Raw genomic sequence first — 21,781 nt, forward strand, 5'->3', positions numbered from 1 at the left:
TATGGGGCGACCTACATTAGCGTTAGCGGGGGACAGTCGCGAGAGCTTTGTTGACGTTGCCTTCACCCGGTGCCTAATGTTTCCTTGTTAACGCGTTCTGAACGCGAAGCGATTCGGTGATGGGCAGGGCACAGGACGAAGGCCATGACCGGCGAAACCACACTCAAGGAAGTCATCCACAGGCTGGGCAAGGCCATCGAGGGGCTGGAAAACGCCGTCGCGGCCAAGCTCGAGCACGAGCGCGACTATTCCGAAGCCGAGGCTGAGGTGCAGCGCATGAACGCCGACCGTTCACGGCTGGCGCAGGAACTCGACAATTCCGAAGCCCGCGCCGAACGGCTGGAAGATGCCAACAAGGAAGTGTCGCGCCGCTTGGTGACCGCCATGGAAACCATCCGCGCGGTGCTGGACAGGTAGGAGCTGCAGGCCATGGCACAGGTCACGGTTTCCATCGACGGCAAGCAGTATCGCATGGCTTGCGACGAGGGTCAGGAGGAGCACCTGATCGACCTCGCCGAGCGGTTCGACCGTTATGTCTCGCATCTGAAGGATTCGTTCGGCGAGATCGGCGACCAGCGGCTGACGGTGATGGCCGGTATCATGGTGATGGACGAGCTTTCGGAGCTGCAGAAGCGGGTCAAGGGCATGGAGACCGAAGTGCAGACGCTGCGCAAGACGCGCGACGAAGCGCTGACCAAGGCCGACAAGAACGACACCGTGCTGACCAGCGCGCTCGGCGCGCTCGCCCAGCGCATGGAAGACCTGGCCACGTCGCTGGCGGTCAACAAGGCCTGAGCCTTCCCCGCACAAACGAAAGATTGTCGGCCCAACGTCGGTCCGTAGAACGAAAGTGCTCGTTCCGTCGCCAATAATAGTTTCCTATTGTCCTGCAGCCGCGATTTTTGCGCTAAGATGCGGGAATGCCGGAGCGTTGACGCCGTCCACGGCCGCTCCTGACGAAATCTGTTGCTGGGGAAATAATGCCATGAGCCTTCGTATCAACGACATCGCGCCTGACTTCACCGCCGATACCACGCAAGGGCCGATCAAGTTTCATGACTGGATCGGCGACGGCTGGGCGATCCTGTTCAGCCATCCGAAGAATTTCACCCCGGTCTGCACCACCGAGCTGGGCACGATGGCGGGGCTCGAAGGCGAGTTCAAGAAGCGCAACGTCAAGGTCATCGGCATTTCCGTCGATCCCGTTGCGAGCCACGACAAGTGGCAGGCCGACATCAAGACGGCGACCGGCCAGACGGTGAATTACCCGCTGATCGGCGACAAGGACCTCAAGGTGGCCAAGCTTTATGACATGCTGCCGGCGGGCGCCGGCGAGACGTCGGAAGGCCGCACGCCGGCCGACAACGCCACGGTGCGCTCGGTCTATGTCATCGGGCCGGACAAGAAGATCAAGCTGGTGCTGACCTACCCGATGACGACGGGCCGCAACTTCGACGAGATCCTGCGCGCGGTCGATTCCATGCAGCTGACCGCCAAGCACCAGGTGGCGACGCCGGCCAACTGGAAGCAGGGCGAGGATGTGATCATCACCGCCGCGGTTTCGAACGAAGATGCGGTCAAGCGTTTTGGCGCTTTCGAGACGATCCTGCCCTATCTCAGGAAGACCAAGCAGCCGTCAGCCTAGGTTTTCTCCGTCGGAGCTATTTCGGGCTTCAGTCCTATTTCTGGCAAGGCGTGCTTGACCGGCGCGCTTTGCCAGATGACCATGCTGTTGTTCAACCCGACGGAGAAAACGGTTCCTGTCGGGCAAGGGGCAGGGGGGCCGGACATTGGACATCGCTTCGGCCAAACCTGAGGTCGCCGGCTTCTACGACAAGCCGACCGGCGCCATCCAGTATGTCGTCACCGACCCGGTGACGAGACGCTGCGCCGTCATCGACCCGATCCTCGACTTCGACGAAAAATCCGGCGCGACGGCGACGAAGAATGCCGACGCCTTGCTGGATTTTATCCGCGAAAACGGGCTGGAGCTCGAGTGGATTCTGGACACCCATCCGCATGCCGATCATTTCTCGGCGGCGCACTATCTCCGGGAAAAGACCGGCGCGCCGACGGCGATCGGCGACAGGATCGTCGAAGTCCAGGCGCTGTGGAAGGCGATCTACAACTGGCCGGATTTCCCCGCAGACGGCTCGCAGTGGGACCGGCTGTTTGGGGAAGGCGAAACGTTCATGATCGGCAACCTGCCGGTCAAGGTGCTGTTCTCGCCCGGCCACACGCTCGCCTCGATCACCTATGTCATTGGCGACGCAGCCTTCGTCCACGACACGCTGTTCATGCCCGACAGCGGCTCGGCAAGGACGGACTTTCCCGGCGGCAGTGCCGCGCGGCTGTGGCATTCGATTGAGGGCATTCTGGCGCTGCCGGACGATACGCGCGTGTTCGTCGGCCACGACTATCAGGCCGGCGGGCGCGAGCCGTGCTGGGAGAGCACGGTCGCCGAGCAGAGGGCAAAGAATATCCACCTCGTTGCGGCGCGCAGCGAAGCCGAGTTCGTCGCCTTGCGCGAAGCGCGCGACAAGACACTGCCGATGCCGCGGCTGATCCTGCATGCGCTGCAGGTCAACATGAATGGTGGACGGCTGCCGGAACCGGAGGCCAATGGGAGGCGGTATCTGAAGTTTCCGCTTGATGGGCTTTGAGAGGGCAGTTGGCGAAGCTGCCGATCTCCCCCGCAAGGGGGGAGATTGGATGTCAAGAATGCTTTCGCCAATCGCCAGCGTAAGCGTAAGACATAAAAAAGGCGGCGCCGGTTTCCCGACGCCGCCTTCTGTTCCTTAGCCGAACCCGGCTTTACGCCGCCGGCTGCGCCTCGATCGTGCGCAGCGCCTGCATCTGGCGCTTGGCGGCGGCCTTGACCGCGTCCTGCACCTTCTCGAAGGCGCGCACCTCGATCTGGCGCACGCGCTCGCGGCTGATGTCGAACTCGGAAGACAGCTCTTCCAGCGTCAGTGGCTCCTCGGCGAGGCGGCGGGCCTCGAAGATGCGCCGCTCACGATCGTTGAGCACGGCCAGAGCGCCCGACAGCATGCCGCGGCGGTTTTCCAGCTCGTCCTGCTCGATCAGCATGTCTTCCTGGCTTTCGTGGTCATCGACCAGCCAGTCCTGCCATTCGCCGGATTCACCCTCGCTGGCGCGGATCGGCGCGTTCAGCGACGCGTCGCCCGACAGGCGGCGGTTCATCGACACGACTTCGGCTTCCGACACGTTCAGCCTGGTGGCGATCTCGGTGATCTGGTCGGGCTTGAGGTCGCCATCGTCCAGCGCCTGGATCTTGCCCTTCACCTTGCGCAGGTTGAAGAACAGGCGCTTCTGATTGGCGGTCGTGCCCATCTTGACCAGGCTCCACGAGCGCAGGATGTACTCCTGGATCGAGGCCTTGATCCACCACATGGCGTAGGTCGCGAGGCGGAAGCCACGCTCGGGTTCGAATTTCTTGACGGCCTGCATCAGGCCGACATTGCCTTCCGAGATCACTTCGCCGATCGGCAGGCCGTAGCCGCGATAGCCCATGGCGATCTTGGCAACAAGCCGAAGATGGCTGGTGACGAGCTTGTGCGCAGCGGAAGTGTCTTCATGCTCGGCGTAGCGCTTGGCGAGCATGTACTCTTCCTGCGGCTGAAGCATCGGAAAGCGGCGGATTTCTTCCAGGTAGCGGCTGAGGCCGCCTTCGCCGGAAACAATACTGGGTAGTGACTGGGCCATGATTGCGCCCCCTCTCTATTGGAGTGATGCCCCCGAAACGCGGCGGGCATGTGACGCGAGCACCAAAAGGCTCGCCCGCGACAACTGATTCATATAGGAACAAAACCAGAAAAGACAGGCATTTGTTCAACACGAAACAGTGTGTCACGCTGAAGTGAACAATGCCGCTCAGGTTTTAGCTGGCTCGTTTAGACGCAATTCCGGACGGAAAACCGTTTCACACTTTTCCTGGAATTGCTCGGGTTCAGAGCTTGCGGAAGCCGCCGACGAGTTCCTCCATGTCCCCCGGTATCGGCGCCTCGAACCTCATCGATAAATGGGTAGCCGGGTGCCGAAATGCAAGGAGCCAGGCATGCAAAGCTTGCCTGGAAAATGCCTTGACCTGGGTTTTCAGCGGCTCGGGCAGCCGGTTGGCCTTGGTGCGGAAGGCCTGGCCGTAATCCGGGTCGCCGATGACGGGGTGGCCGATATGAGCCATGTGGACGCGGATCTGGTGGGTGCGGCCGGTTTCCAGCCGGCATTCGACCAGGCTGGCGGCGGCGAACGGCTGCTGGTTTTCGCCGAAACGCTCCTTGACGGTGAAATGCGTGACGGCGTGGCGGGCGTCGTCACGGCCTTCCGGCACGACGGCGCGGCGCACGCGGTCGGCGGCACGGCCAAGCGGCGCGTCGACCGTTCCGGTCGGCCGCGACGGGATTCCCCAGACCAGCGCCAGATAAGCACGTTCGAGGTCGCCGGTGCGGCCGTGGTCGGCAAAGGCCTCCGACAGCGCCTTGTGGGCGCGGTCGGTCTTGGCCACCACCATGACGCCGCTGGTTTCCTTGTCCAGCCGATGGACGATGCCCGGCCGCCTGACGCCGCCAATGCCTGAGAGACTGTCGCCGCAGTGGTGGATCAGGGCATTGACCAGCGTGCCGGTCCAGTTGCCGGCGCCGGGATGGACGACGAGGCCGGCCGGCTTGTTGATGACGATCAACTCGTCGTCCTCATAAAGCACGTCGAGCGCGATGGCCTCGCCTTGCGGTTCGGCCGGTTCCGGCTCGGGCCTGACGACCGATACGCGCTCGCCGGCACTCATCTTGCGCTTGGTCTCGTCGACCGGCTTGCCGTCGATCGAAACGGCACCTTGCCGGATCAGCATCTGCACCCGGCTGCGCGACATGTCAGGCCCGAGGGCGCTCGCCAGCCATTGGTCGAGGCGCTGGCCGGCCGCTTCCGCGCCGGCTTCGAGCACGGTCGGCGCCGCCTCTATGAATTGTACAGCCTCTATCAATTCAGGGGTCTCTTCGTTATGAGCGCTCATCGAAAAAGTTCCGGAAAGTTCTGCCATGGCCCGGCCCGTTGCCGATGAAGAAGAAAAGCCGCTCGATCCCGAGATCGAAAAGGTGCGCGGCAGGCTCATCCGCTTCATGGCCATCAATCTCGGCCTGCTTTTGCTGGCCCTTATGGTGGTGATCGCGGCCATTGTCTACAAATCGCGCAGGGCGCCGCCCGCGAACCCGCCGCTCGCCAACGACATTCCAGTTCCGCCCGGCGAGCCGCTCGCGGCCGACATAGTGCTCCCGGTCGGAGCCAAGGTGATTAGCCAGGCTCTGTCGGGCAATCGCATTTCGATCGACGCCGAGCTCAGCGACGGCAGCCGCACCATCTTTGTCTACGACATCGCCGAGCGCCGTATCATCGGCCGCTTCGCCATCCGCAACAAATAGCCGGGCCGAAACAATGACCGGGTTTGCCGAACATCGCCGCATCGCAACCATCACGCTCGTCGTCGCCGACTATGACGAGGCGATCGCCTGGTATGTCGGCAAGCTTGGCTTTGTCCTCTGCGACGACATCGAGCTCGGCGACGGCAAGCGCTGGGTGACGGTAACGCCGGCGGTCGGGCAAGGGCCCCGGCTGCTTCTGGCGGAGGCGTTGGACGATGTGCAGAAGAGCCGCGTCGGCGACCAGACCGGAGGCCGCGTGGTTTTGTTTCTCGAAACCGATGATTTTGCCACGGACCATGCGACGATGCTGGAGAACGGCGTCGAGTTCCACGAAACGCCACGCCATGAGCCTTACGGCACCGTGGCGGTTTTCGCCGACCTCTATGGCAATCTGTGGGACCTGATCGAGCCGAAACGCTAGGTCCACGAACCGACATTGCACAGAAGCGGTCCGGCCGTTCGAAGCCAGTTGCTTTTTCCAAACCGTCAGCCTATATCGCCGGTTCTTGAACGCGCCCATCGTCTAGCGGTCAGGACACCGCCCTCTCACGGCGGGAACAGGGGTTCGATTCCCCTTGGGCGTACCAAGCAACGACTTTCCTTCCGCATCATCGAAAATTTCGGGCAGCAGCCGCGCGGATCGCGTGTGACCGCGAGGGTCGGCGGCATCAGCGAAATTCGGCAAGTCCGCGCACCCGAATACACCCAATTTAAGTCAGGCCGCGACGCTTGAAAGCGTAGCGATCTCTGTTACTTGCGGTGCGGGGATAGCATCTGCGGCAACGCGGATTTGGTTGGGCATAGCAGGCATGAATTCGGCAAAAATGATATGCCCGTGCTGTCACGGCAGCGGGCAGGTTTTCGATTGCTTGAAATGGCGTGAGTCGAAAGGGCATTGCTGCCCGCAAGGCACGCATCGGGCCGGCTGTCCCGGGCAGACCATGGCATGTGCCGAATGCGCGGGCCTGGGTACCCTGGCGGAGGCCGAACTCAGAGCCGTTGCGTAGCCTCAGGTCATGCAACCTTAAGCCTCTTTCACCATCCAGCGCCGGCAGTCTCCGCGAGCTTCTGGCGCGGCGCTGCCAATTGCACTAGCATCACTGTACGAAGCCTAGCCAAAGGGCTCTTTGCGGCGCGCAAGACGCTGGGGAACATAGGCGAGGGTCGGCGAGGAGGAGACCGATGCAGAAACTGCAGTCGCAGGGCGTCCATCACATCACGCTCGTCGGCGCCGGCCGCCAGACCTCGATCGATTTCTGGGAGGGCGTGCTCGGCATGCCGTTCATTTTCGAGCAACCCAATCTCGACAAGCCAAGCGAAAGCCATCTTTATTTCGATCCCGGCGACGGCAGGCTGATCACCGTCTTCACCGACGAGAGCCGCACGCCTGTCAAGCGGCGCACGCCCACCGAACCGGGCTGCGTCCATCATATTGCGTTCTCGGTGTCGCGCGTGACCTTCCTGCAGGCGGTCGCCCGGCTCGACGAGCGCGCCATCAAGCACAGCGGCGTCAAGGACCGCGGCTTCATGGATTCGATCTATTTCGAGGATCCGCTCGGCCTTTTGATCGAGCTGGCGTCCTACCGCTTCGAGCCGCCGGCCGGCTTCACCCACGCCGACGTCTTGATGCAGGCGCACAAGCTGCGCGTTGCGCGCGGCGACTACAACATCGCCGAAGTGCACCTTGCCGACGCGATCCAGACGCTGGTCGAACGGTCGCGCGCGACCTTGTCGGACGACCGGACGCCGAAGAATCCATACTGACGGCCAGCAAAGGGGGAGGACCATAATGGCAAAGACAGTGATCAAGAGCGCTGGGAAATCAGCGGCCAAGCCTGCGGCGAAAGCGGCTGCGAAGCCGGCGGCAAAAGCGGCCGTAAAGGCCGCGCCGAAGGCAGCCGCAAAGCCGGCCGCGAAAGCCGCGACAAAGCCGGCTGCCAAGAAATCCGCGCCGAAGGTCAAGGCGGCGAAAAAACCGGCGCTGAAGCTCTCGATGCTGAAGCCGAGCGTCAACAACATGACCGTCCGGGTGTTTGCCCGTGCGGCTGGGTTCGACGCCGCCGAGACCGACGCTTGGGGCCACACGCGCTCGCCCGAATATATGGCGCGCAATCCGGCGCATCTGACGCCGATGATCGAGGACAAGGGGCTGCCGCGCGGCGTGCTCTGGGAGAGCTGTGCCATCATGCAGTATCTCGCCAACAAGCACGGACTGGAGAAATTCTATCCCAAGGCGCCGGCCAAGCGGGCGATGGTCGACAGCGCCATGTTCTACCTGATCGGCACGCTCTACCCGTATGTGGCGCGCGCCACCTATCCGGCGCTGGGTTTCCCGCACTATGCCGGCGAGGTCGGCCATAGCGACGCTCATCCGGAGAAGAAGTCCGAGGCGCAGAAGGCCGCCATGGCGGCGATTGCCGAGCCGCTGGAGGTGTTTCACTCCTTCTTCAGGGACGGCAAGCCGTTCATCGGCGGCAAGCACCCGTCGATCGCCGACATACGCCTGGCATCGACGCTGGAGTTCCTGGCCGTCATCGACTATGCGCTGCCAAAATGGGCCAAGGAGTATGTCACGGCGATGGAGAAGAAACTCGGCCAGGCCTATGCCGAGCCGGCCGGCGACGTGCGCGGCTACATCGCCTATGTGAAGTCGCAGGCCAGCGCGCAACGCTAAGGATTCATTAACCAGAACGCTGTCTATTGAAGGCACCGCGCGACCACGGATGTACTGGCGCAAGGGTGAAGGGAAAGGTCGGCGCAATGCCGGCCTTTTGCTTTTCGCCGATGCGCCATCAGGCCCGTCTCATGCCGTAAAGTCCGACATCAGGCATATTGCCACAGTCTGCTTCGACCCTACCATCATGGTCGGCGGACGACACACGAGGAGCTTTGCGATGAAGGGCGTAGCGAGAGTGTTTGCGATTGCCGGTGTTGTGTTGGTCGGAGGCTACCCGTGCAATGCCGCGCCGCTCGACACGATGGCGGAGGTCGGCGATGCCATCTAGGCGTGCTGGACGCCGCCGGCGGGTGCTGGAAATGCCAGCGTCACCTTGAGCTTCAGCTTCAAGCGCGACGGCACGCTGATCGGTCCGCCGCGGCCGACGGCGATCAAGGTCGATGGCGATGCGGATACCAGGAAGTCGTTCGTCGACGCCGCAACCACTGCTCTGCAAAAGTGCCTGCCGTTGAGCTTCTCGCCGACGCTGGCGCAAGGCGTCGCAGGCAATGTCTTCACCGTGCAATTCGCTTCGCCCAAGCAGTAGGCGAGCGGGCGAGCGTTTCACCGTTTCACAGAAACGGCGACCCCCTCTCTCGTTGTCTTGACGCAATTCCCAGGGGAAAGCGCTACGCGCTTTTCGCGGAAAAACGACTCACACTTTTCCTGAAGTTGCTCTGATCAGTTGTGCGGGCGTCTGATATCGACATGCCGCTGCAGTTCCGGCGTCTCGAAGACGTAGTCGGCCCAGGCGGATTCCGGAATCTGTCCGGCCAGATAGCATTCCAGCAACAGGCTCTGTTCGGGATCGAGCGCTCTCGGCGCCCGCTCATGGTCCAGCCCCAGCGAGTGGAACAGGTTCCTGGTCAGGCCAGAGACAGTGAAGTGAATAGACATCTTCGTCTCCTTTGCCCGACACAACGCGAGACACCGGAGAAAGGTTTCATCCGCAAGGGCCGACAACGCGGGATCGATGATTGCGGCGGCCTGGGCTCGCCCAAGCCTGGCTACGTCTCAATCTTGAAACAAAAAGTGTAATAGCGAATTTACAGGAACCGGCATAATACACTCGGGTGCAACGCCAGATCGCCGGCGCCGCGATTTCGCGCCGGGATACGTCCGGACTGCAGGCCAGGCTCGTCGCGCTCGGCTGCAGGCCCGCCGCCGGGCAACAAAGACAGCGTCCGGCTGGTGCCATGATCGGCAGCAATTCGATGCTGTTTTGCGTTCGTCTCTCCGACGGCTATTTCTTCCCGGCGCCGGAATCGCAGTTCGTGCAAGGCGGCGATGTCAAGGAGATGGTCGATCAGTGCCGCTACATCTGCGACGATGCCGGCGTCGACCTGTACATGCTCAGTGACCCAAGCCTTGAAACCGAAGAGATGGTCGCGCTCGATACGCGCACATCCTACAAGGACCTGCCGACGGCCTTCAAATATCGCGATGATGCGAACTTCAGGGCCTGCGACCTCAAGCGCTATCACCGGCGCGTTGCCGAGCTGAGAGCGCGCACGGTGACGCCAGCCAATATGGCCAACGCGATCATTCCTTTGCCGTCAGCGAAGCCGGATCTTGGCACCGTGGCGCAACTTCCCCAGCCTGGCGCAGACGCTGCAGAGGCCAGGGGCGCCGCCCAGCGACAACCGGTCGAGCCATTGGCCGGCTCGCGGCCGGTCAGGGTGGTCGGGCCGGCTTTCTTCCCGGCGGAGTAACCTGCGCCTAGAGCGTTTCACCGTTTCACCGAAACGGCGAACCGCTCTATGTCTTTGTTTTACGCAATTCCGGACGGAAAACCGTTTCACACTTTTCCTGGAATTGCACTAGTACCAGCTATTCGCAAACCATCCTGTAGCGTTTGCCGGGTTCGCTGACATTCTTGCAGGTGAGCGGATTGGCCGGTTCGGAAGCCATGCTGGGCGGGCTGGACCTGACGTGCCGCCTTGGCGCAGCTATTTGTGTTGTGTGCCTGCGTGCCGCGGGCCGGTAGGGCTCCTGCGGCGGCGGCGTCGGAAACACACCGGCTGCCGCCTGCATCCGGCTGGCCTCAGTCTGCGACGGATCGCGATCCCAGACCCGCCTGATATCGAGCGGCTTCGGGATCACCACCGTGCCGTCATAGCTGCGTGCGCAGCCGCTGCCCGCAAGCAGCGCCAGGCACAGGAAACAAGGCACGATCCAACCCGTCATCAGCAACACCCCCGCCGACTTATAGCCCGGCCGGGGTTCCGCCGACAACCGGCGGAATACCGCAGGGCAATGTGGCTCTGGCCGCAGTCTGGATTGGTTATGGTTAGCGGATCATTAATGCTTCTCGGGCAAATTCCGCCGGCGAACCGCTGAGGGGGTTCGGCCTTGGCTTTCGGGGTGGGAACGGGATGGCTGACGGGACTGTTGGAACACGCGGCGGACGCGGTTCCCGAAAAGGGGTGGTGAACGGCGAGGATACGTCCGTCGGGGGTTCGCCCGAAGCGCTGCGCGAACTGGTCGAGGCCGGCGCCGACTGGGTCTGGGAGACCGACGCCGAGCTGCGCTTTTCCTGGCTTTCGGAGAACTACCAGGCCGCCACCGGCATCGATCCCGCCAGCATTCTTGGCCGTTTCCGCTTCGATTTCCTCAAGCAGATGGTGCACGGCAATCGACACGCCGCCGCGCATCTGGAGGATCTGCAGGCGCATCGGCCGTTTCGCGACTTTGTTTATGAGTTGAAGGGCGGCCGTCCCGGCTGCCGCTGGGTTTCGATCACCGGTTCCCCGCGGTTCGACGGCGAAGGCGAATTCATCGGCTATCGCGGCATCGGCCGCAACGTCACGGCACTGGCCGGTGCGCTGGACGAACTGCGGCAGGACGAGAGCGATCCGCCGGCCGGGGAGGCCACGCAGCACCTCGCCGATCTCGAGCGGACGATGGATGCCATGCATATGGGCGTCGTGCTGCTTGACGAAAAGCTCGGCACACTCATCGTCAACAAGGCCTATCGCGAGCTCTCCAGGATTCCCGATGGCGCCGTCACTGTCGGCGCGCCGTTCAGTCTGTTGATGGAACTCAACCGCCGCAACGGCATCTACGGCGATCTCGATGAACAGCAGTGGCAGCACTACCTAGCCACCCGCATCGAGGAGATCAGCGCCGGCTCGGTTGCGCCACGCGAATTTCTCCATGCCAATGGCAGGACGATGATGTTCTCCGTGACGGCATTGTCCGGCGGCAAGCGGCTGTTGACCTACTACGACGTCTCCGAACTCAAGCGTCGCGACGCAGAGATCGAGAGTGCCAACGCCAAAATCACGGAGACCTTCGCCAATCTTCGCACGATGGTCGACCAGATGCCGATCGGCGTGCTCGTCCTCGATGCGGACATGCGCGCGGAGGTGATCAACCGCGCCTTCTATGATTTCTGGGAAATCGATCCCCGACGCGCCGGCATCGGCTGCGGCTTCCGCGAACTGATGCAGGCCAGCCGCGATATGGACCCGTACGGTGCTGACGATGCGGAATGGCAGGACCACATCGCCGAGCGCGAAGCAGAAATCTCGGCCGGCCTGGTGGGCTCCAGGCAATTGCCACGCAATGACGGCCGTACGCTGATTGCATCGCTGGCGCCGCTCGCCGGCGGCAAAAGGCTGATCTCCTATGTCGACGTCACCAACATGAAGGATCGCGAGGCTGAACTCGCCCAAGCACTGGAGAAATCGCGGCTGGCCGAGGCGGTGATCAACGGCGTCAAGGACCCGATCTTCGTCAAGGACGACAATCTGCGTTTCGTCTTCGTCAATGAGGCGTTTTCGGCACTGTTCGGACAGAGCCCGCAAGCGATGCTGGGCAGGCCCGGCGGCGACTTCCTCAAGCAAAAGGACGCCGCGCAGTTCGAAGACAGCGAACGCGCCGTGCTGGCGACCGGCACGCCCTACGAGGTCGAGGAGACTTTCGACGCCGAGGGCGCCAGCCGCTCGCGCATCGTGCGCAAGAACCGCGTCGGCATGCCCAGTGGCCGCAACTATGTCGCCGGTTTCCTGTTCGACATTTCCGACATGAAGCGCCGCGAGACCGAGGCCGAGGACGCCCGCAAGAACCTCGCCACGGTGCTGGAGTCGCTGCCGGCGGCCGTCATCATCTATGACCGCGACGACAAGTTCGTCTTTGCAAACCGCAAGCTGCAGGACACGCTGCCGGCGCTGAAACCGGCATGGCAGCCCGGCCGCACCTTCCGCGAGGCGTTGGAACTTGGACATTCCGTGGGATATTTCCGCTTCAGTGGCGATCCGGAGACCGACAAGCTCTATGACGGCGATCGAGACATCTGGCTGGATGCCATTCTCGCCCGCTACCGCCTGCCGAACTCCTCCTACGAACGGAGCAATCCCGACGGCCGCTGGTATCAGGTCTACGATATGCGCACCGAGGACGGCACCTTCATCGGCGTGCGCGTCGACATCTCGGAGATCAAGAGCCGCGAAAAGGCGCTGCAGGAAAGCATGCGCCAGATCGACCTGTTCCGCCACGTCATGGACGAACTGCCGGTCGCCGCCTTCATCAAGGCGCAGGATCTGAGCATGGAATTCGTCAACAAGGCCTGGTGCGCGCTGACCGGCATCCCCAAGGAGGAGGTCATCGGCCGAACCGATCTCCAGCTTTTCGGCATAGACGACGCCGAAACCTACACCCATGACGACACCCAGGTCGTCGTCACCGGCCGCGGCCGCGAGATCGAGGAGCCCGTTACCCATCGCGACGGCACGGTGCGGCAATTGATGACGCGCAAGAGCCGGCTGGTGGCGCTCGATGGGTCGGTGCACCTGGTCGGGTCCAGCACCGACATCACCGACGTCAAGGCGCGCGAGCAGGCGTTGGAAGAGAGCATGCGCGAGAACGAGGTGTTCCGCAATCTCATCGACAACGTGCCGGTGTCGATCTACGCCAAGCGCTCCGACCTCAGGCAGTTCTACGTCAACAAGGGCTGGTGCGACCTCACCGGCCTCCGCAGGGAAGACGCGATCGGCAAGACGGACATCGAGATTTTCGGCGAGGACGGCGAAGCCTTCGTCAACAGCGATCTCGCCGTGCTGCGCACAGGCGATACACAGGAGATCGAGGAAACGGTGACGCTTGCCGACGGCAGCGTGCGCCACCAGTTCGCCCGCAAGGGCGCGATGATCGCGTCCGATGGTTCGCTCTATCTGATTGGGTCGACCACCGACATCACCGAACTGAAGCTGCGCGAGGCCGAACTGCGCGAGGCGCGCCAGCGCGCCGTACTGGCCGACCGCGCCAAGTCGGAATTCCTGGCCAATATGAGCCACGAGATCCGCACGCCGATGAACGGCGTACTCGGCATGGCCGAGTTGCTGGCCAAATCCGACCTCGATCCCAAGCAGAAGACGTTCACCGACATCATCGTCAAATCGGGTAACGCGCTCTTGACCATCATCAACGACATACTGGACTTCTCCAAGATCGATGCCGGACAGCTGGTGCTCGACCCTGCGCCCTTCAACCTGCCCGAAGCGATCGAGGATGTGGCGACGCTGATATCGACGCGCGCCAAGGAGAAGGACCTCGAGCTCATCGTGCGCGTCGAGCCGGGCCTGGAAAGCCTGTTCGTCGGCGATGTCGGTCGCATGAGGCAGATCGTCACCAATCTGGTCGGCAACGCGGTGAAGTTTACCGACGAAGGCCACGTGCTGGTCGACGTGACCGGACAAAGGGGGCCGACGGGGACAAAGCTTACCGTTTCGGTCACCGACACCGGCATCGGCATTCCGCAGCAGAAACTGAAGCTCGTCTTCGAAAAATTCAGTCAGGCCGACACCTCGTCGACCAGACGCCACGAAGGCACGGGGCTCGGGCTCGCCATCACCTCGCGGCTGGTCGAGTTGATGGGCGGCGAGATCGGTGTCGAGAGCGCCGAAGGCAAGGGCTCGACCTTCTGGTTCACCGTGACATTGCCCAGGGCCGAGGAACAGACCGGACGGCGGATCATGCCGGTCGACGTGACCGGCTCACGGGTGCTGATCGTCGACGACAATGCCGTCAACCGATCGATCCTGAGCGAGCAGATGGCGTCATGGACCTTCGATTCCTGCGCCGCCGAAAGCGGACCCGAAGGGCTCAAGGTGCTGGTCGCCGCGGCTGCCTACGGCGTGCCGGTCGATTGCGTCGTGCTCGATTATCAGATGCCGGGGATGAGCGGCGCCGAGATGGCGCGCGTCGTGCGCAGCACCGCAGGGCTGGCCGACACGCCGATCATCATGCTGACTTCGGTCGACCAGTCGCTCGCCAACACCAGCTATCGCGATCTCGGCATCGACGCCCAGCTAATCAAGCCGGCGCGTTCCTCGGTGCTTCTGGAAACGCTGGTCGCCACCATCCAGCGGCACCATCACAATATCACAGACGGCCGTGTGCTGCCGGCGGCAAGCAGCGGTTCCGGCGGCGGCAGGAACGAACCGTCGCCGGCAAAGCCGCCGCTCGCTGCCTCGGAACGCGCCCTGCTGCAACCGCCGCCGGTTCGTGCCCGCGCCCGGGCCGCCGGGGATGAACGTCGGCTCGACATCCTCGTTGCGGAGGACAATGAAGTGAACCAGATGGTGTTCACCCAGATAATCGGCGAAACCGGCTACAGTTTCGAAATCGTCGGCAACGGCCGCAAGGCGCTTGATGCCTTCGGCCGGCTTAATCCGCGCATGATCCTGATGGACGTCTCGATGCCGGAGATGAACGGGCTCGAGGCCACCGCCGCAATTCGCCGGCTGGAAGAACATACGGGTATGCATATCCCGATCGTCGGCGTCACCGCGCATGCCTTGAAGGGCGACCGTGAGCGCTGCCTGGAAGCCGGCATGGACGACTATCTGCCCAAGCCGATCAGCCCCAGGGCGCTGCTCGAAAAGGTCGAGCGCTGGGTCGGCATATCAGGCGAAGCCCAACGAGACGCTGGATAGCAACCTGCGGCGCCGGCCGGGATTCGGCCGCGCCGCAACAGCCAAGGCTATGGTGCGATCGCACCATATCAAAGCTGGCGCCCAGTCAGGACAATGGTCGCAACGAAACCGCTCATTCAGTTACGGGCGGGAGCAAGCGACCGCCGACAAGAAACAGCGTCGAATCTACCCCAACGGACCTGTTTTTGGCGATGGCTCGGCCAAGATTCGCTCTGGTCACGGGCAACGCGCTCCCGTCCGGTTTTTCTTTCTCGGCATCGCGGCCTGCGGTGTGCCGGGACTTGATGCCAGCACGAATTGCGCAAGCGTCTGATTCCAGCGGCAACTTCCATTCCCACCAACCGGCTTAAAGGGTGCGGCCCACAAGACGTCTGTGCGACGTTACCGGGCTGACACGAAACTGTCATGCGACTGTAATAATCGAAGGCTATTGGCCTCAGCGGGCGCCGGTTTGAAGAGGGCGCCAAGAGACCATCTTCCGAACAGGAGCAGGCCACATGAAGAAATTCCTCGTTACGGCATCGGCCGTGGCGGTAGCGTTCGCCGCATCGTCCGGTGTCGCCGCTGCGCGTGACCAGATCCAGGTCGCCGGTTCGTCGACCGTGCTGCCTTACGCCAAGATCGTCGCCGAGCAGTTCGGCGAAACCTTCACCAACTTCAAGACCCCGGTGGTCGAGTCCGGCGGCAGCGGCGCCGGCATCAAGGAGTTCTGCAAGGGCGTCGGCGAAGACACGATCGACATCGCCAACTCCTCGCGCCCGATCAAGAAGGACGAGCTGAAGTCCTGCGCCGACGCCGGCGTCAAGGACGTCCAGGAAGTCCGCATCGGCTATGACGGCATCGTCTTTGCCACCGACATCAAGGGTCCGGACTGGGCGCTGGTTCCCGCCGACATCTACAAGGCGCTAGCCGCCAAGCTGGTGGTCGACGGCAAGCTGGTCGACAACCCGAACACCAAGTGGAACCAGGTCAATCCGAAGCTGCCCGACTGGGATATCGCCGCCTATATCCCGGGTGAGAAGCACGGCACCCGTGAAGTGTTCGAGACCAAGCTGCTCGACGCCGGCTGCGACAAGGCCGCTTTGAAGGCTGCCGGCATCGCCGACGACAAGGAAATCGGCAAGACCTGCATCGCCATCCGCAAAGACGGCAAGGCTGTCGACATTGATGGCGACTACACCGAGACGCTGGCCCGCATCGACTCCAACAAGACCGGCGTTGGCGTGTTCGGCCTCGCCTTCTACGAGAACAATGCCGACAAGCTGAAGGTCGCTACCGTGGAAGGCATCGTGCCTTCGACGCAGACCATCGCCGATGGCACGTACCCCGTGTCGCGGCCGTTGTTCTTCTACGTCAAGAAGGCGCATCTGGGCGTCGTTCCCGGCCTCAAGGAATATGTCGAGTTCTTCCTTGATGACCAGATGATCGGCCCGGAAAGCCCGCTCGCCCAGTACGGCCTGGTTTCCGCTCCCGACGCCGAACGTCAGGGCCAGCGCGACGCCTTCGCCGCTGGAAAGACAATGTAATCAACGGACGGATCAGGGCGCGGATGAACTCCGCGCCCTGACTTCGCCGCTTGCCGCAACGGCTGCGGCGATCTGAATTTTCCCTGGGGTGGGTTATGTCGTCCTTGCTCGTACTCGCCATAGTCATCGCCATAGGCGTGGTCGCTTTTGTGGTCGGCCGCCAGCGCGCCGCGGCGCAGGATACCGGCAAGGTCAAGCCGCATTCGCGCGCGCATTATCATGGCTGGTGGGCCTTTCTGCTCGCGGTCCTGCCTGCCGTCCTTTTGCTCGCCGTCTGGGATATCGGCTCTTCCTTCTATCTCGACCGGCATATCCATGCCGCTTTGCCCGAGCGCACCGCCGACACAAAGGTGGCCAGCGAAGCGCTCGACGCCAGCCTGGTGAAGAGCCTGGCCAAGGGCCTGCGCCGGCTCGATGGCGATACCGCACTTCCCGCTACTTTCGCCGAATTGCAGCCGCTGCTCGCCGCCAAGGGCGTGGCACTGGCCAGCGACACACAGGACTATATGATCCCGATCGCGGTCGAGGCGAACCAGGTCCAGGACCGGCTCGGCCTGTTCGGCGCCGTGCTGACCTTCGCGCTGTCGGTCGCCGGCGCCTTCTATGCGCTGAGGCAGATCGCGCCGCGCGCCAGGGCGCGCAACAATGTCGAGAAGCTGATGCTGTGGGGGCTGCTTGCGGCCTCGACCATCGCCATCCTGACCACGGTCGGCATCGTGCTGTCGATGCTGTTCCAGACGATCACCTTCTTCGAGAGCGTATCGCCGATGAGCTTCTTCTTCGGCACGGTGTGGGATCCGCGTTTCGCCGCCGCCGGTTCCGGCGGCAGCCAGGGTCAGTTCGGCCTGATCCCGCTTCTTGCCGGCACGCTCTACATCGCCGCCGTCGCGCTTCTGGTCGCAGTGCCGGTCGGGCTGATGTCGGCGGTCTACATGTCCGAATATGCCTCGCGCGGTGTGCGCTCGGTGGTCAAGCCGGCGTTGGAACTGCTGGCCGGCATTCCGACCATCGTCTACGGCATCTTCGCCGTTGTCACGCTCGGACCGTTCTTGCGCGACCTGTCGGCGGCACTCACCGGCGGCTCGCCCTTCATCCAGGGCCAGAGCATCTTCACCGCCGGTCTGGTGATGGGCGTCATGCTGATCCCGGTCGTGTCCTCTTTGTCCGACGACATCATCACCGCGGTGCCGCGCGCAATGCGTGACGGCTCGCTCGGCCTCGGCGCCACCCGCTCCGAGACGATCAAGCGGGTGATCCTGCCGGCGGCACTGCCCGGCATCGTCGGCGCCATCCTGTTGACGGCGTCGCGCGCCATCGGCGAGACGATGATCGTCGTGCTGGCGGCGGGCGTCGCCGCCAATCTGACGGCCAATCCGTTCGAGGCGATGACGACCATCACCGTCAAGATCGTCAACCAGCTGACCGGCGACCTCGAGTTCAACTCGCCGCAGACGCTGGTCGCCTTCGCGCTCGGCCTGACGCTGTTCGCGCTGACGCTGGTGATGAACATCGTCGCCCTCTACATCGTGCGCAAGTACCGGGAGCAGTACGAATGACCGACATCCCCCTGGACACGATGGCGGGCGCCGTCGCGCGACCGCGCCGCGACATCGGGCTGAAGGCGCGCTATGCCGCCGAACGCCGGTTCCGCATCTATGGCGTGATTGCGATCTCGGTGGGCCTGGCGTTCCTGGCCATCATGCTGATCACCATCGTCTCGAAAGGCTACACCGCCTTCTGGCAGACGACGGTGACGCTGCCGGTCACCTTCGACGAGAAGGTGATCGATCCCTCCGGCAAGCGCGCGACCGACCCTACCGTGCTGATCAAGGCGAACTATCCCAAGCTCGCCGAAAACGCGCTGGTGGCCAAGCTCGGCATCGATCCGGCCAACAAGCCGATGATGCTGAAGCTCAAGGGCTTCCTGTCGGAAGGCGCCCGCGTCCAGCTGCGCGACATCGTCTCCGCCGATCCGTCGGTGATCGGCAGGACGCGTGACGTCGACATCCTGGCTGCCGCGAACCTCGACTCGGCCTTCAAGGGCCAGATCGACCTCGGCGTCGATGAAGCGCGCCGCAAGGTGTCCAACCAGCAGATCGACTGGATGAACAAGCTCAAAGCCGACGGCGTGATGGCCGAGCATTTCAACACCGGCCTGTTCACCTATGGCGCCTCCAGCCGGCCCGAAACGTCGGGCATGGGCGTGGCGATCATCGGCTCGTTCTACATGATGGTGATCGTGCTGTTGCTGGCGCTGCCGATCGGCGTCGCCGCCTCCATCTATCTGGAGGAGTTCGCCAAGAAGAACCGCTTTACGGACCTGATCGAAGTCAACATCAACAATCTCGCGGCGGTGCCGTCGATCGTCTTCGGTCTGCTTGGCCTTGCCGTGTTCATCAACTTCCTCGGCATGCCGCGCTCGGCTTCCTTCGTCGGCGGCCTGGTGCTGACCTTGATGACATTGCCGACCATAATCATCGCCACGCGCGCCGCCCTCGCCGCGGTGCCGCCGTCGATCCGCTCGGCGGCCCTAGGTCTCGGCGCCTCCAAGATGCAGATGGTGTTCCATCAAATCCTGCCGCTTGCCGCCCCAGGCATCCTTACCGGCACCATCATCGGCCTGGCGCGTGCGCTCGGCGAGACAGCACCGCTGCTCTTGATCGGCATGGTCGCTTTCGTCGCCGATTATCCGACGACGCCTTTCGATCCGGCGACCGCGCTGCCGGTTCAGATCTATATGTGGGCAAACGAGGCTGAGCGCGCTTTTGTCGAGCGCATGTCCGGCGCCATCATCATCCTGCTCGTCTTCCTCATGGCCATGAACATCACCGCGATCGTGCTCCGGCGCCGCTTCGAGCGGCGCTGGTAGAAAAAAGGCAATTTGGTATGAACATCATGACCGAACAGTCCCTTGAGAATGCAGTGGGCGACAAAATGAACGCCAAGTCGAACGAAGTCATCAAGATGCGCGGCGACAAGGTCGGCGTCTTCTACGGCGAGAAGCAGGCGTTGTTCGACGTCAATCTCGACGTGCGTCAGAACCAGGTGACGGCGCTGATCGGCCCGTCCGGCTGCGGCAAGTCGACCTTCCTGCGCTGCCTCAACCGCATGAACGACACCATCGATTTGGCGCGGGTGACCGGCAAGATCACGCTCGATGAAGACGACATCTACGACAAGAACATCGATGTCGTCGAACTGCGCGCCCGCGTCGGCATGGTGTTCCAGAAACCCAACCCGTTCCCGAAGTCGATCTACGAGAACGTCGCCTACGGCCCGCGCATCCATGGGCTGGCCAAGCGCAAGTCCGACATGGACCAGATCGTCGAGCAGAGCCTGAAGAAGGCGGCGATCTGGAACGAGGTCAAGGACCGCCTGCAGGAGCCCGGCACCGGCCTGTCCGGCGGCCAGCAGCAGCGCCTGTGCATCGCGCGCGCCATCGCCGTGTCGCCGGAGGTGATCCTGATGGACGAGCCCTGCTCGGCGCTCGATCCGATCGCCACCGCCCGTGTCGAGGAGCTGATCGACGAACTGCGCCAGAACTACACGATCGTCATCGTCACCCACTCGATGCAGCAGGCGGCGCGCGTGTCGCAGCGCACGGCGATGTTCCATCTCGGCTATCTCGTCGAGGAGGGCGCCACCGACAAGATGTTCACCAACCCCGACGACAAGCGCACCCAGGACTACATTACCGGCCGCTTCGGCTGAGCCGTCCGGCGGGTGAATTTTCAGGCACGAGGACCAAGATCATGGGTGAACATACCGTCGCCTCCTTCGATGAAGAGCTCGGGCAGATCAGCAAGCTGATCCGCGACATGGGCGATCTGGCAGGCTCGATGGTCAGCGGCTCGACCAGGGCGCTGCTCAATTCGGACAATGCGCTGGCACAGCGTGTCGTTTCCGACGACGCCATCATGGATGCGCGCCAGCGCGAACTGGACGACCGCGCCATCACGCTGATCGCCAAGCGCCAGCCGATGGCCAACGATCTGCGCGCCGTGGTCGGCTCGATCCGCATGGCCGGCGACCTCGAGCGCATCGGCGATCTCGCCAAGAACATCGCCAAACGCGTCGGCACCGTGGGCTTGAGCGTCACGCCGCGCGACCTCTCGCACTCCATCGATGCCATGGCGCAGCTGGTGCTGATCCAGGTGCAAGGCGTCGTCGAGGAATATGCCGCCACCGATGCGGCAGCTCTTGCAAAACTCAGGAATGACGACGAGCGCATCGACGTCAAATACACGTCCGTGTTTCGTGAGCTCTTGACCTACATGATGGAAGACCCTCGCAACATCACCGCCTGCACGCATCTCTTGTTCTGCGCCAAGAATCTTGAGCGCATCGGCGATCATGTCACCAACATCGCCGAAAATGCGTATTATGTGCTGACCGGCCAGCAATTGCCCGCCAATCGTCCGAAGCAGGACGAGACGGCGATGGCCACGCCGGCCTGATGAGGGTGAACTGCCTATGATCGCGCCACGCATCATGGTCGTGGAGGACGAGGAGCCGCTAGGCGTGCTCCTCCGCTACAACCTCGAATCCGAAGGCTATCACGTCGAGGTGGTGACACGCGGCGACGAGGCCGAGATCCGCCTGCAGGAAAACGTGCCCGATCTCCTGGTGCTCGACTGGATGGTGCCCGCTGTTTCCGGCATCGAGCTCTGCCGGCGGCTTAGAGTGCGGCCCGAAACCGAGCGGCTGCCGATCATCATGCTGACCGCGCGCGGTGAGGAAAGCGATCGCGTGCGCGGCCTGTCCACCGGTGCCGACGACTATCTGGTCAAGCCATTCTCGACGCCGGAGTTCATGGCGCGCGTGAAGGCGCTGCTGCGCCGGGCCAAGCCGGAAGTGCTGTCCAGCGTGCTCAAGGTCGGCGACATCGTGCTCGACCGCGAGTCGCACCGTGTCTACCGCAAGAAGAGCGAGATCAGGCTCGGACCGACCGAGTTCCGGCTGCTCGAATTCATGATGCGCCATCCCGGCCGCGTGTTCTCGCGCAGCCAACTGCTCGACAATGTCTGGGGCGAGACGATCTACATCGACGAGCGAACCGTCGACGTCCATGTCGGGCGCTTACGCAAAGCGGTCAACAACGGCCGCATGCCGGATGTCATCCGTACCATTCGCGGCGCCGGCTACGCGATCAGGGAAGACTAGGAT

Annotated in this window: 20 protein-coding genes, 1 tRNA gene and 1 pseudogene; 18 read left to right on the plus strand and 4 right to left on the minus strand. The window is 63.0% G+C overall.

The features are described 5' to 3' along the window. Positions 1–144: 144 nt before the first annotated feature. The 4 genes from X730_RS147030 to X730_RS147015 all read left to right on the plus strand — a co-directional run bounded on the left by X730_RS147030 (position 145) and on the right by X730_RS147015 (position 2,663). Positions 145–417, plus strand: coding sequence for a DUF4164 domain-containing protein (locus X730_RS147030; protein WP_023670128.1), 273 nt, complete (start codon positions 145–147; stop codon positions 415–417). 12 nt (positions 418–429) lie between these two features. Next, complete coding sequence (locus tag X730_RS147025) at positions 430–795, plus strand: cell division protein ZapA (RefSeq protein ID WP_023670127.1); 366 nt, start codon at positions 430–432, stop codon at positions 793–795. 190 nt (positions 796–985) lie between these two features. Beyond that, positions 986–1,645 carry a peroxiredoxin gene (locus X730_RS147020; protein WP_023711663.1) on the plus strand — a complete coding sequence of 220 codons (660 nt, stop codon included), beginning with the start codon at positions 986–988 and terminating at the stop codon, positions 1,643–1,645. Positions 1,646–1,790: 145 nt separating this feature from the next. Then, positions 1,791–2,663, plus strand: a complete 873-nt coding sequence (locus X730_RS147015; RefSeq protein WP_023711664.1) for an MBL fold metallo-hydrolase — start codon at positions 1,791–1,793, stop codon at positions 2,661–2,663. 151 nt (positions 2,664–2,814) lie between these two features. On the opposite strand, the gene rpoH is transcribed toward X730_RS147015, so the two are convergent. Beyond that, positions 2,815–3,726 carry an RNA polymerase sigma factor RpoH gene (gene rpoH, locus X730_RS147010; protein WP_023670124.1) on the minus strand — a complete coding sequence of 304 codons (912 nt, stop codon included), beginning with the start codon at positions 3,724–3,726 and terminating at the stop codon, positions 2,815–2,817. A 244-nt stretch (positions 3,727–3,970) separates the two neighbouring features. Beyond that, a complete protein-coding gene (locus tag X730_RS147005; protein ID WP_023711665.1) occupies positions 3,971–5,029 on the minus strand; it encodes an RluA family pseudouridine synthase in 1,059 nt (352 codons plus the stop codon). 25 nt (positions 5,030–5,054) lie between these two features. Between X730_RS147005 and X730_RS147000 the strand changes: the two genes are divergently transcribed. The 6 genes and pseudogenes from X730_RS147000 (at position 5,055) to X730_RS01000000164580 (ending at position 8,698) form a co-directional block, all read left to right on the plus strand. Next, positions 5,055–5,435, plus strand: a complete 381-nt coding sequence (locus X730_RS147000; protein ID WP_023670122.1) for a hypothetical protein — start codon at positions 5,055–5,057, stop codon at positions 5,433–5,435. 13 nt (positions 5,436–5,448) lie between these two features. Next, on the plus strand, positions 5,449–5,856 hold the full coding sequence (locus tag X730_RS146995; RefSeq protein WP_023670121.1) for a VOC family protein: 408 nt from the start codon (positions 5,449–5,451) through the stop codon (positions 5,854–5,856). A gap of 91 nt (positions 5,857–5,947) precedes the next feature. Then, positions 5,948–6,022, plus strand: a tRNA-Glu gene (locus X730_RS146990). 595 nt (positions 6,023–6,617) lie between these two features. Continuing rightward, positions 6,618–7,199: a VOC family protein gene (locus X730_RS146985; RefSeq protein ID WP_023711666.1), complete on the plus strand. Its 582-nt coding sequence runs from the start codon at positions 6,618–6,620 to the stop codon at positions 7,197–7,199. A 25-nt stretch (positions 7,200–7,224) separates the two neighbouring features. Continuing rightward, positions 7,225–8,109 carry a glutathione S-transferase family protein gene (locus X730_RS146980; RefSeq protein WP_023826737.1) on the plus strand — a complete coding sequence of 295 codons (885 nt, stop codon included), beginning with the start codon at positions 7,225–7,227 and terminating at the stop codon, positions 8,107–8,109. Between the two features lie 220 nt (positions 8,110–8,329). Further along, positions 8,330–8,698: pseudogene (locus X730_RS01000000164580) on the plus strand (hypothetical protein). A 134-nt stretch (positions 8,699–8,832) separates the two neighbouring features. Here the strand turns inward: X730_RS01000000164580 and X730_RS146975 are convergent. Continuing rightward, positions 8,833–9,048 carry a hypothetical protein gene (locus tag X730_RS146975; protein ID WP_023690098.1) on the minus strand — a complete coding sequence of 72 codons (216 nt, stop codon included), beginning with the start codon at positions 9,046–9,048 and terminating at the stop codon, positions 8,833–8,835. Between the two features lie 299 nt (positions 9,049–9,347). Between X730_RS146975 and X730_RS1000000165380 the strand changes: the two genes are divergently transcribed. Then, positions 9,348–9,863 (plus strand): DUF2865 domain-containing protein, encoded by a 516-nt coding sequence (locus tag X730_RS1000000165380; RefSeq protein WP_245261381.1) that lies wholly within the window; start codon positions 9,348–9,350, stop codon positions 9,861–9,863. A 118-nt stretch (positions 9,864–9,981) separates the two neighbouring features. Here the strand turns inward: X730_RS1000000165380 and X730_RS146970 are convergent, their stop codons facing one another. Continuing rightward, the gene (locus X730_RS146970) at positions 9,982–10,338 is read right to left on the minus strand and encodes a hypothetical protein (RefSeq protein ID WP_023693676.1); all 357 of its coding nucleotides are present in this window, start codon (positions 10,336–10,338) and stop codon (positions 9,982–9,984) included. Between the two features lie 242 nt (positions 10,339–10,580). Between X730_RS146970 and X730_RS146965 the strand changes: the two genes are divergently transcribed. The 7 genes from X730_RS146965 (at position 10,581) to phoB (ending at position 21,778) form a co-directional block, all read left to right on the plus strand. Beyond that, on the plus strand, positions 10,581–15,089 hold the full coding sequence (locus X730_RS146965; protein ID WP_023826739.1) for a PAS domain-containing protein: 4,509 nt from the start codon (positions 10,581–10,583) through the stop codon (positions 15,087–15,089). A gap of 497 nt (positions 15,090–15,586) precedes the next feature. Further along, a complete protein-coding gene (locus tag X730_RS146960; protein WP_023670113.1) occupies positions 15,587–16,615 on the plus strand; it encodes a substrate-binding domain-containing protein in 1,029 nt (342 codons plus the stop codon). Between the two features lie 95 nt (positions 16,616–16,710). Beyond that, positions 16,711–18,171 carry a phosphate ABC transporter permease subunit PstC gene (gene pstC / locus X730_RS146955; protein ID WP_023826740.1) on the plus strand — a complete coding sequence of 487 codons (1,461 nt, stop codon included), beginning with the start codon at positions 16,711–16,713 and terminating at the stop codon, positions 18,169–18,171. Then, complete coding sequence (gene pstA / locus X730_RS146950; protein WP_023826741.1) at positions 18,168–19,484, plus strand: phosphate ABC transporter permease PstA; 1,317 nt, start codon at positions 18,168–18,170, stop codon at positions 19,482–19,484. Before pstC ends, pstA begins: the two co-directional genes overlap by 4 nt. 17 nt (positions 19,485–19,501) lie before the next feature. Continuing rightward, a complete protein-coding gene (gene pstB, locus X730_RS146945) occupies positions 19,502–20,326 on the plus strand; it encodes a phosphate ABC transporter ATP-binding protein PstB (protein WP_023683970.1) in 825 nt (274 codons plus the stop codon). Positions 20,327–20,367: 41 nt separating this feature from the next. Further along, positions 20,368–21,072 carry a phosphate signaling complex protein PhoU gene (gene phoU / locus X730_RS146940; protein WP_023670109.1) on the plus strand — a complete coding sequence of 235 codons (705 nt, stop codon included), beginning with the start codon at positions 20,368–20,370 and terminating at the stop codon, positions 21,070–21,072. A gap of 16 nt (positions 21,073–21,088) precedes the next feature. Beyond that, positions 21,089–21,778, plus strand: a complete 690-nt coding sequence (gene phoB / locus X730_RS146935) for a phosphate regulon transcriptional regulator PhoB (protein ID WP_031193203.1) — start codon at positions 21,089–21,091, stop codon at positions 21,776–21,778. Positions 21,779–21,781: the final 3 nt, after the last annotated feature.

This window comes from Mesorhizobium sp. L103C131B0, from assembly GCF_000502275.1.
Classification (GTDB): domain Bacteria; phylum Pseudomonadota; class Alphaproteobacteria; order Rhizobiales; family Rhizobiaceae; genus Mesorhizobium.

What these genes read in the sequence shown, in the direction of transcription:
- phoU (WP_023670109.1), top strand. Translation starts at nt 20,368, where the DNA reads ATGGGTGAACATACCGTCGCCTCCTTCGATGAAGAGCTCGGGCAGATC.
- X730_RS146960 (WP_023670113.1), top strand. Translation starts at nt 15,587, where the DNA reads ATGAAGAAATTCCTCGTTACGGCATCGGCCGTGGCGGTAGCGTTCGCC.
- X730_RS147000 (WP_023670122.1), top strand. Translation starts at nt 5,055, where the DNA reads ATGGCCCGGCCCGTTGCCGATGAAGAAGAAAAGCCGCTCGATCCCGAG.
- X730_RS146980 (WP_023826737.1), top strand. Translation starts at nt 7,225, where the DNA reads ATGGCAAAGACAGTGATCAAGAGCGCTGGGAAATCAGCGGCCAAGCCT.
- pstA (WP_023826741.1), top strand. Translation starts at nt 18,168, where the DNA reads ATGACCGACATCCCCCTGGACACGATGGCGGGCGCCGTCGCGCGACCG.
- X730_RS146985 (WP_023711666.1), top strand. Translation starts at nt 6,618, where the DNA reads ATGCAGAAACTGCAGTCGCAGGGCGTCCATCACATCACGCTCGTCGGC.
- X730_RS147030 (WP_023670128.1), top strand. Translation starts at nt 145, where the DNA reads ATGACCGGCGAAACCACACTCAAGGAAGTCATCCACAGGCTGGGCAAG.
- X730_RS146995 (WP_023670121.1), top strand. Translation starts at nt 5,449, where the DNA reads ATGACCGGGTTTGCCGAACATCGCCGCATCGCAACCATCACGCTCGTC.
- rpoH (WP_023670124.1), bottom strand. Translation starts at nt 3,726, where the DNA reads ATGGCCCAGTCACTACCCAGTATTGTTTCCGGCGAAGGCGGCCTCAGC.
- X730_RS146975 (WP_023690098.1), bottom strand. Translation starts at nt 9,048, where the DNA reads ATGTCTATTCACTTCACTGTCTCTGGCCTGACCAGGAACCTGTTCCAC.
- X730_RS147005 (WP_023711665.1), bottom strand. Translation starts at nt 5,029, where the DNA reads ATGAGCGCTCATAACGAAGAGACCCCTGAATTGATAGAGGCTGTACAA.
- X730_RS1000000165380 (WP_245261381.1), top strand. Translation starts at nt 9,348, where the DNA reads ATGATCGGCAGCAATTCGATGCTGTTTTGCGTTCGTCTCTCCGACGGC.
- pstC (WP_023826740.1), top strand. Translation starts at nt 16,711, where the DNA reads ATGTCGTCCTTGCTCGTACTCGCCATAGTCATCGCCATAGGCGTGGTC.
- pstB (WP_023683970.1), top strand. Translation starts at nt 19,502, where the DNA reads ATGAACATCATGACCGAACAGTCCCTTGAGAATGCAGTGGGCGACAAA.
- X730_RS147020 (WP_023711663.1), top strand. Translation starts at nt 986, where the DNA reads ATGAGCCTTCGTATCAACGACATCGCGCCTGACTTCACCGCCGATACC.
- X730_RS147025 (WP_023670127.1), top strand. Translation starts at nt 430, where the DNA reads ATGGCACAGGTCACGGTTTCCATCGACGGCAAGCAGTATCGCATGGCT.
- phoB (WP_031193203.1), top strand. Translation starts at nt 21,089, where the DNA reads ATGATCGCGCCACGCATCATGGTCGTGGAGGACGAGGAGCCGCTAGGC.
- X730_RS146970 (WP_023693676.1), bottom strand. Translation starts at nt 10,338, where the DNA reads ATGACGGGTTGGATCGTGCCTTGTTTCCTGTGCCTGGCGCTGCTTGCG.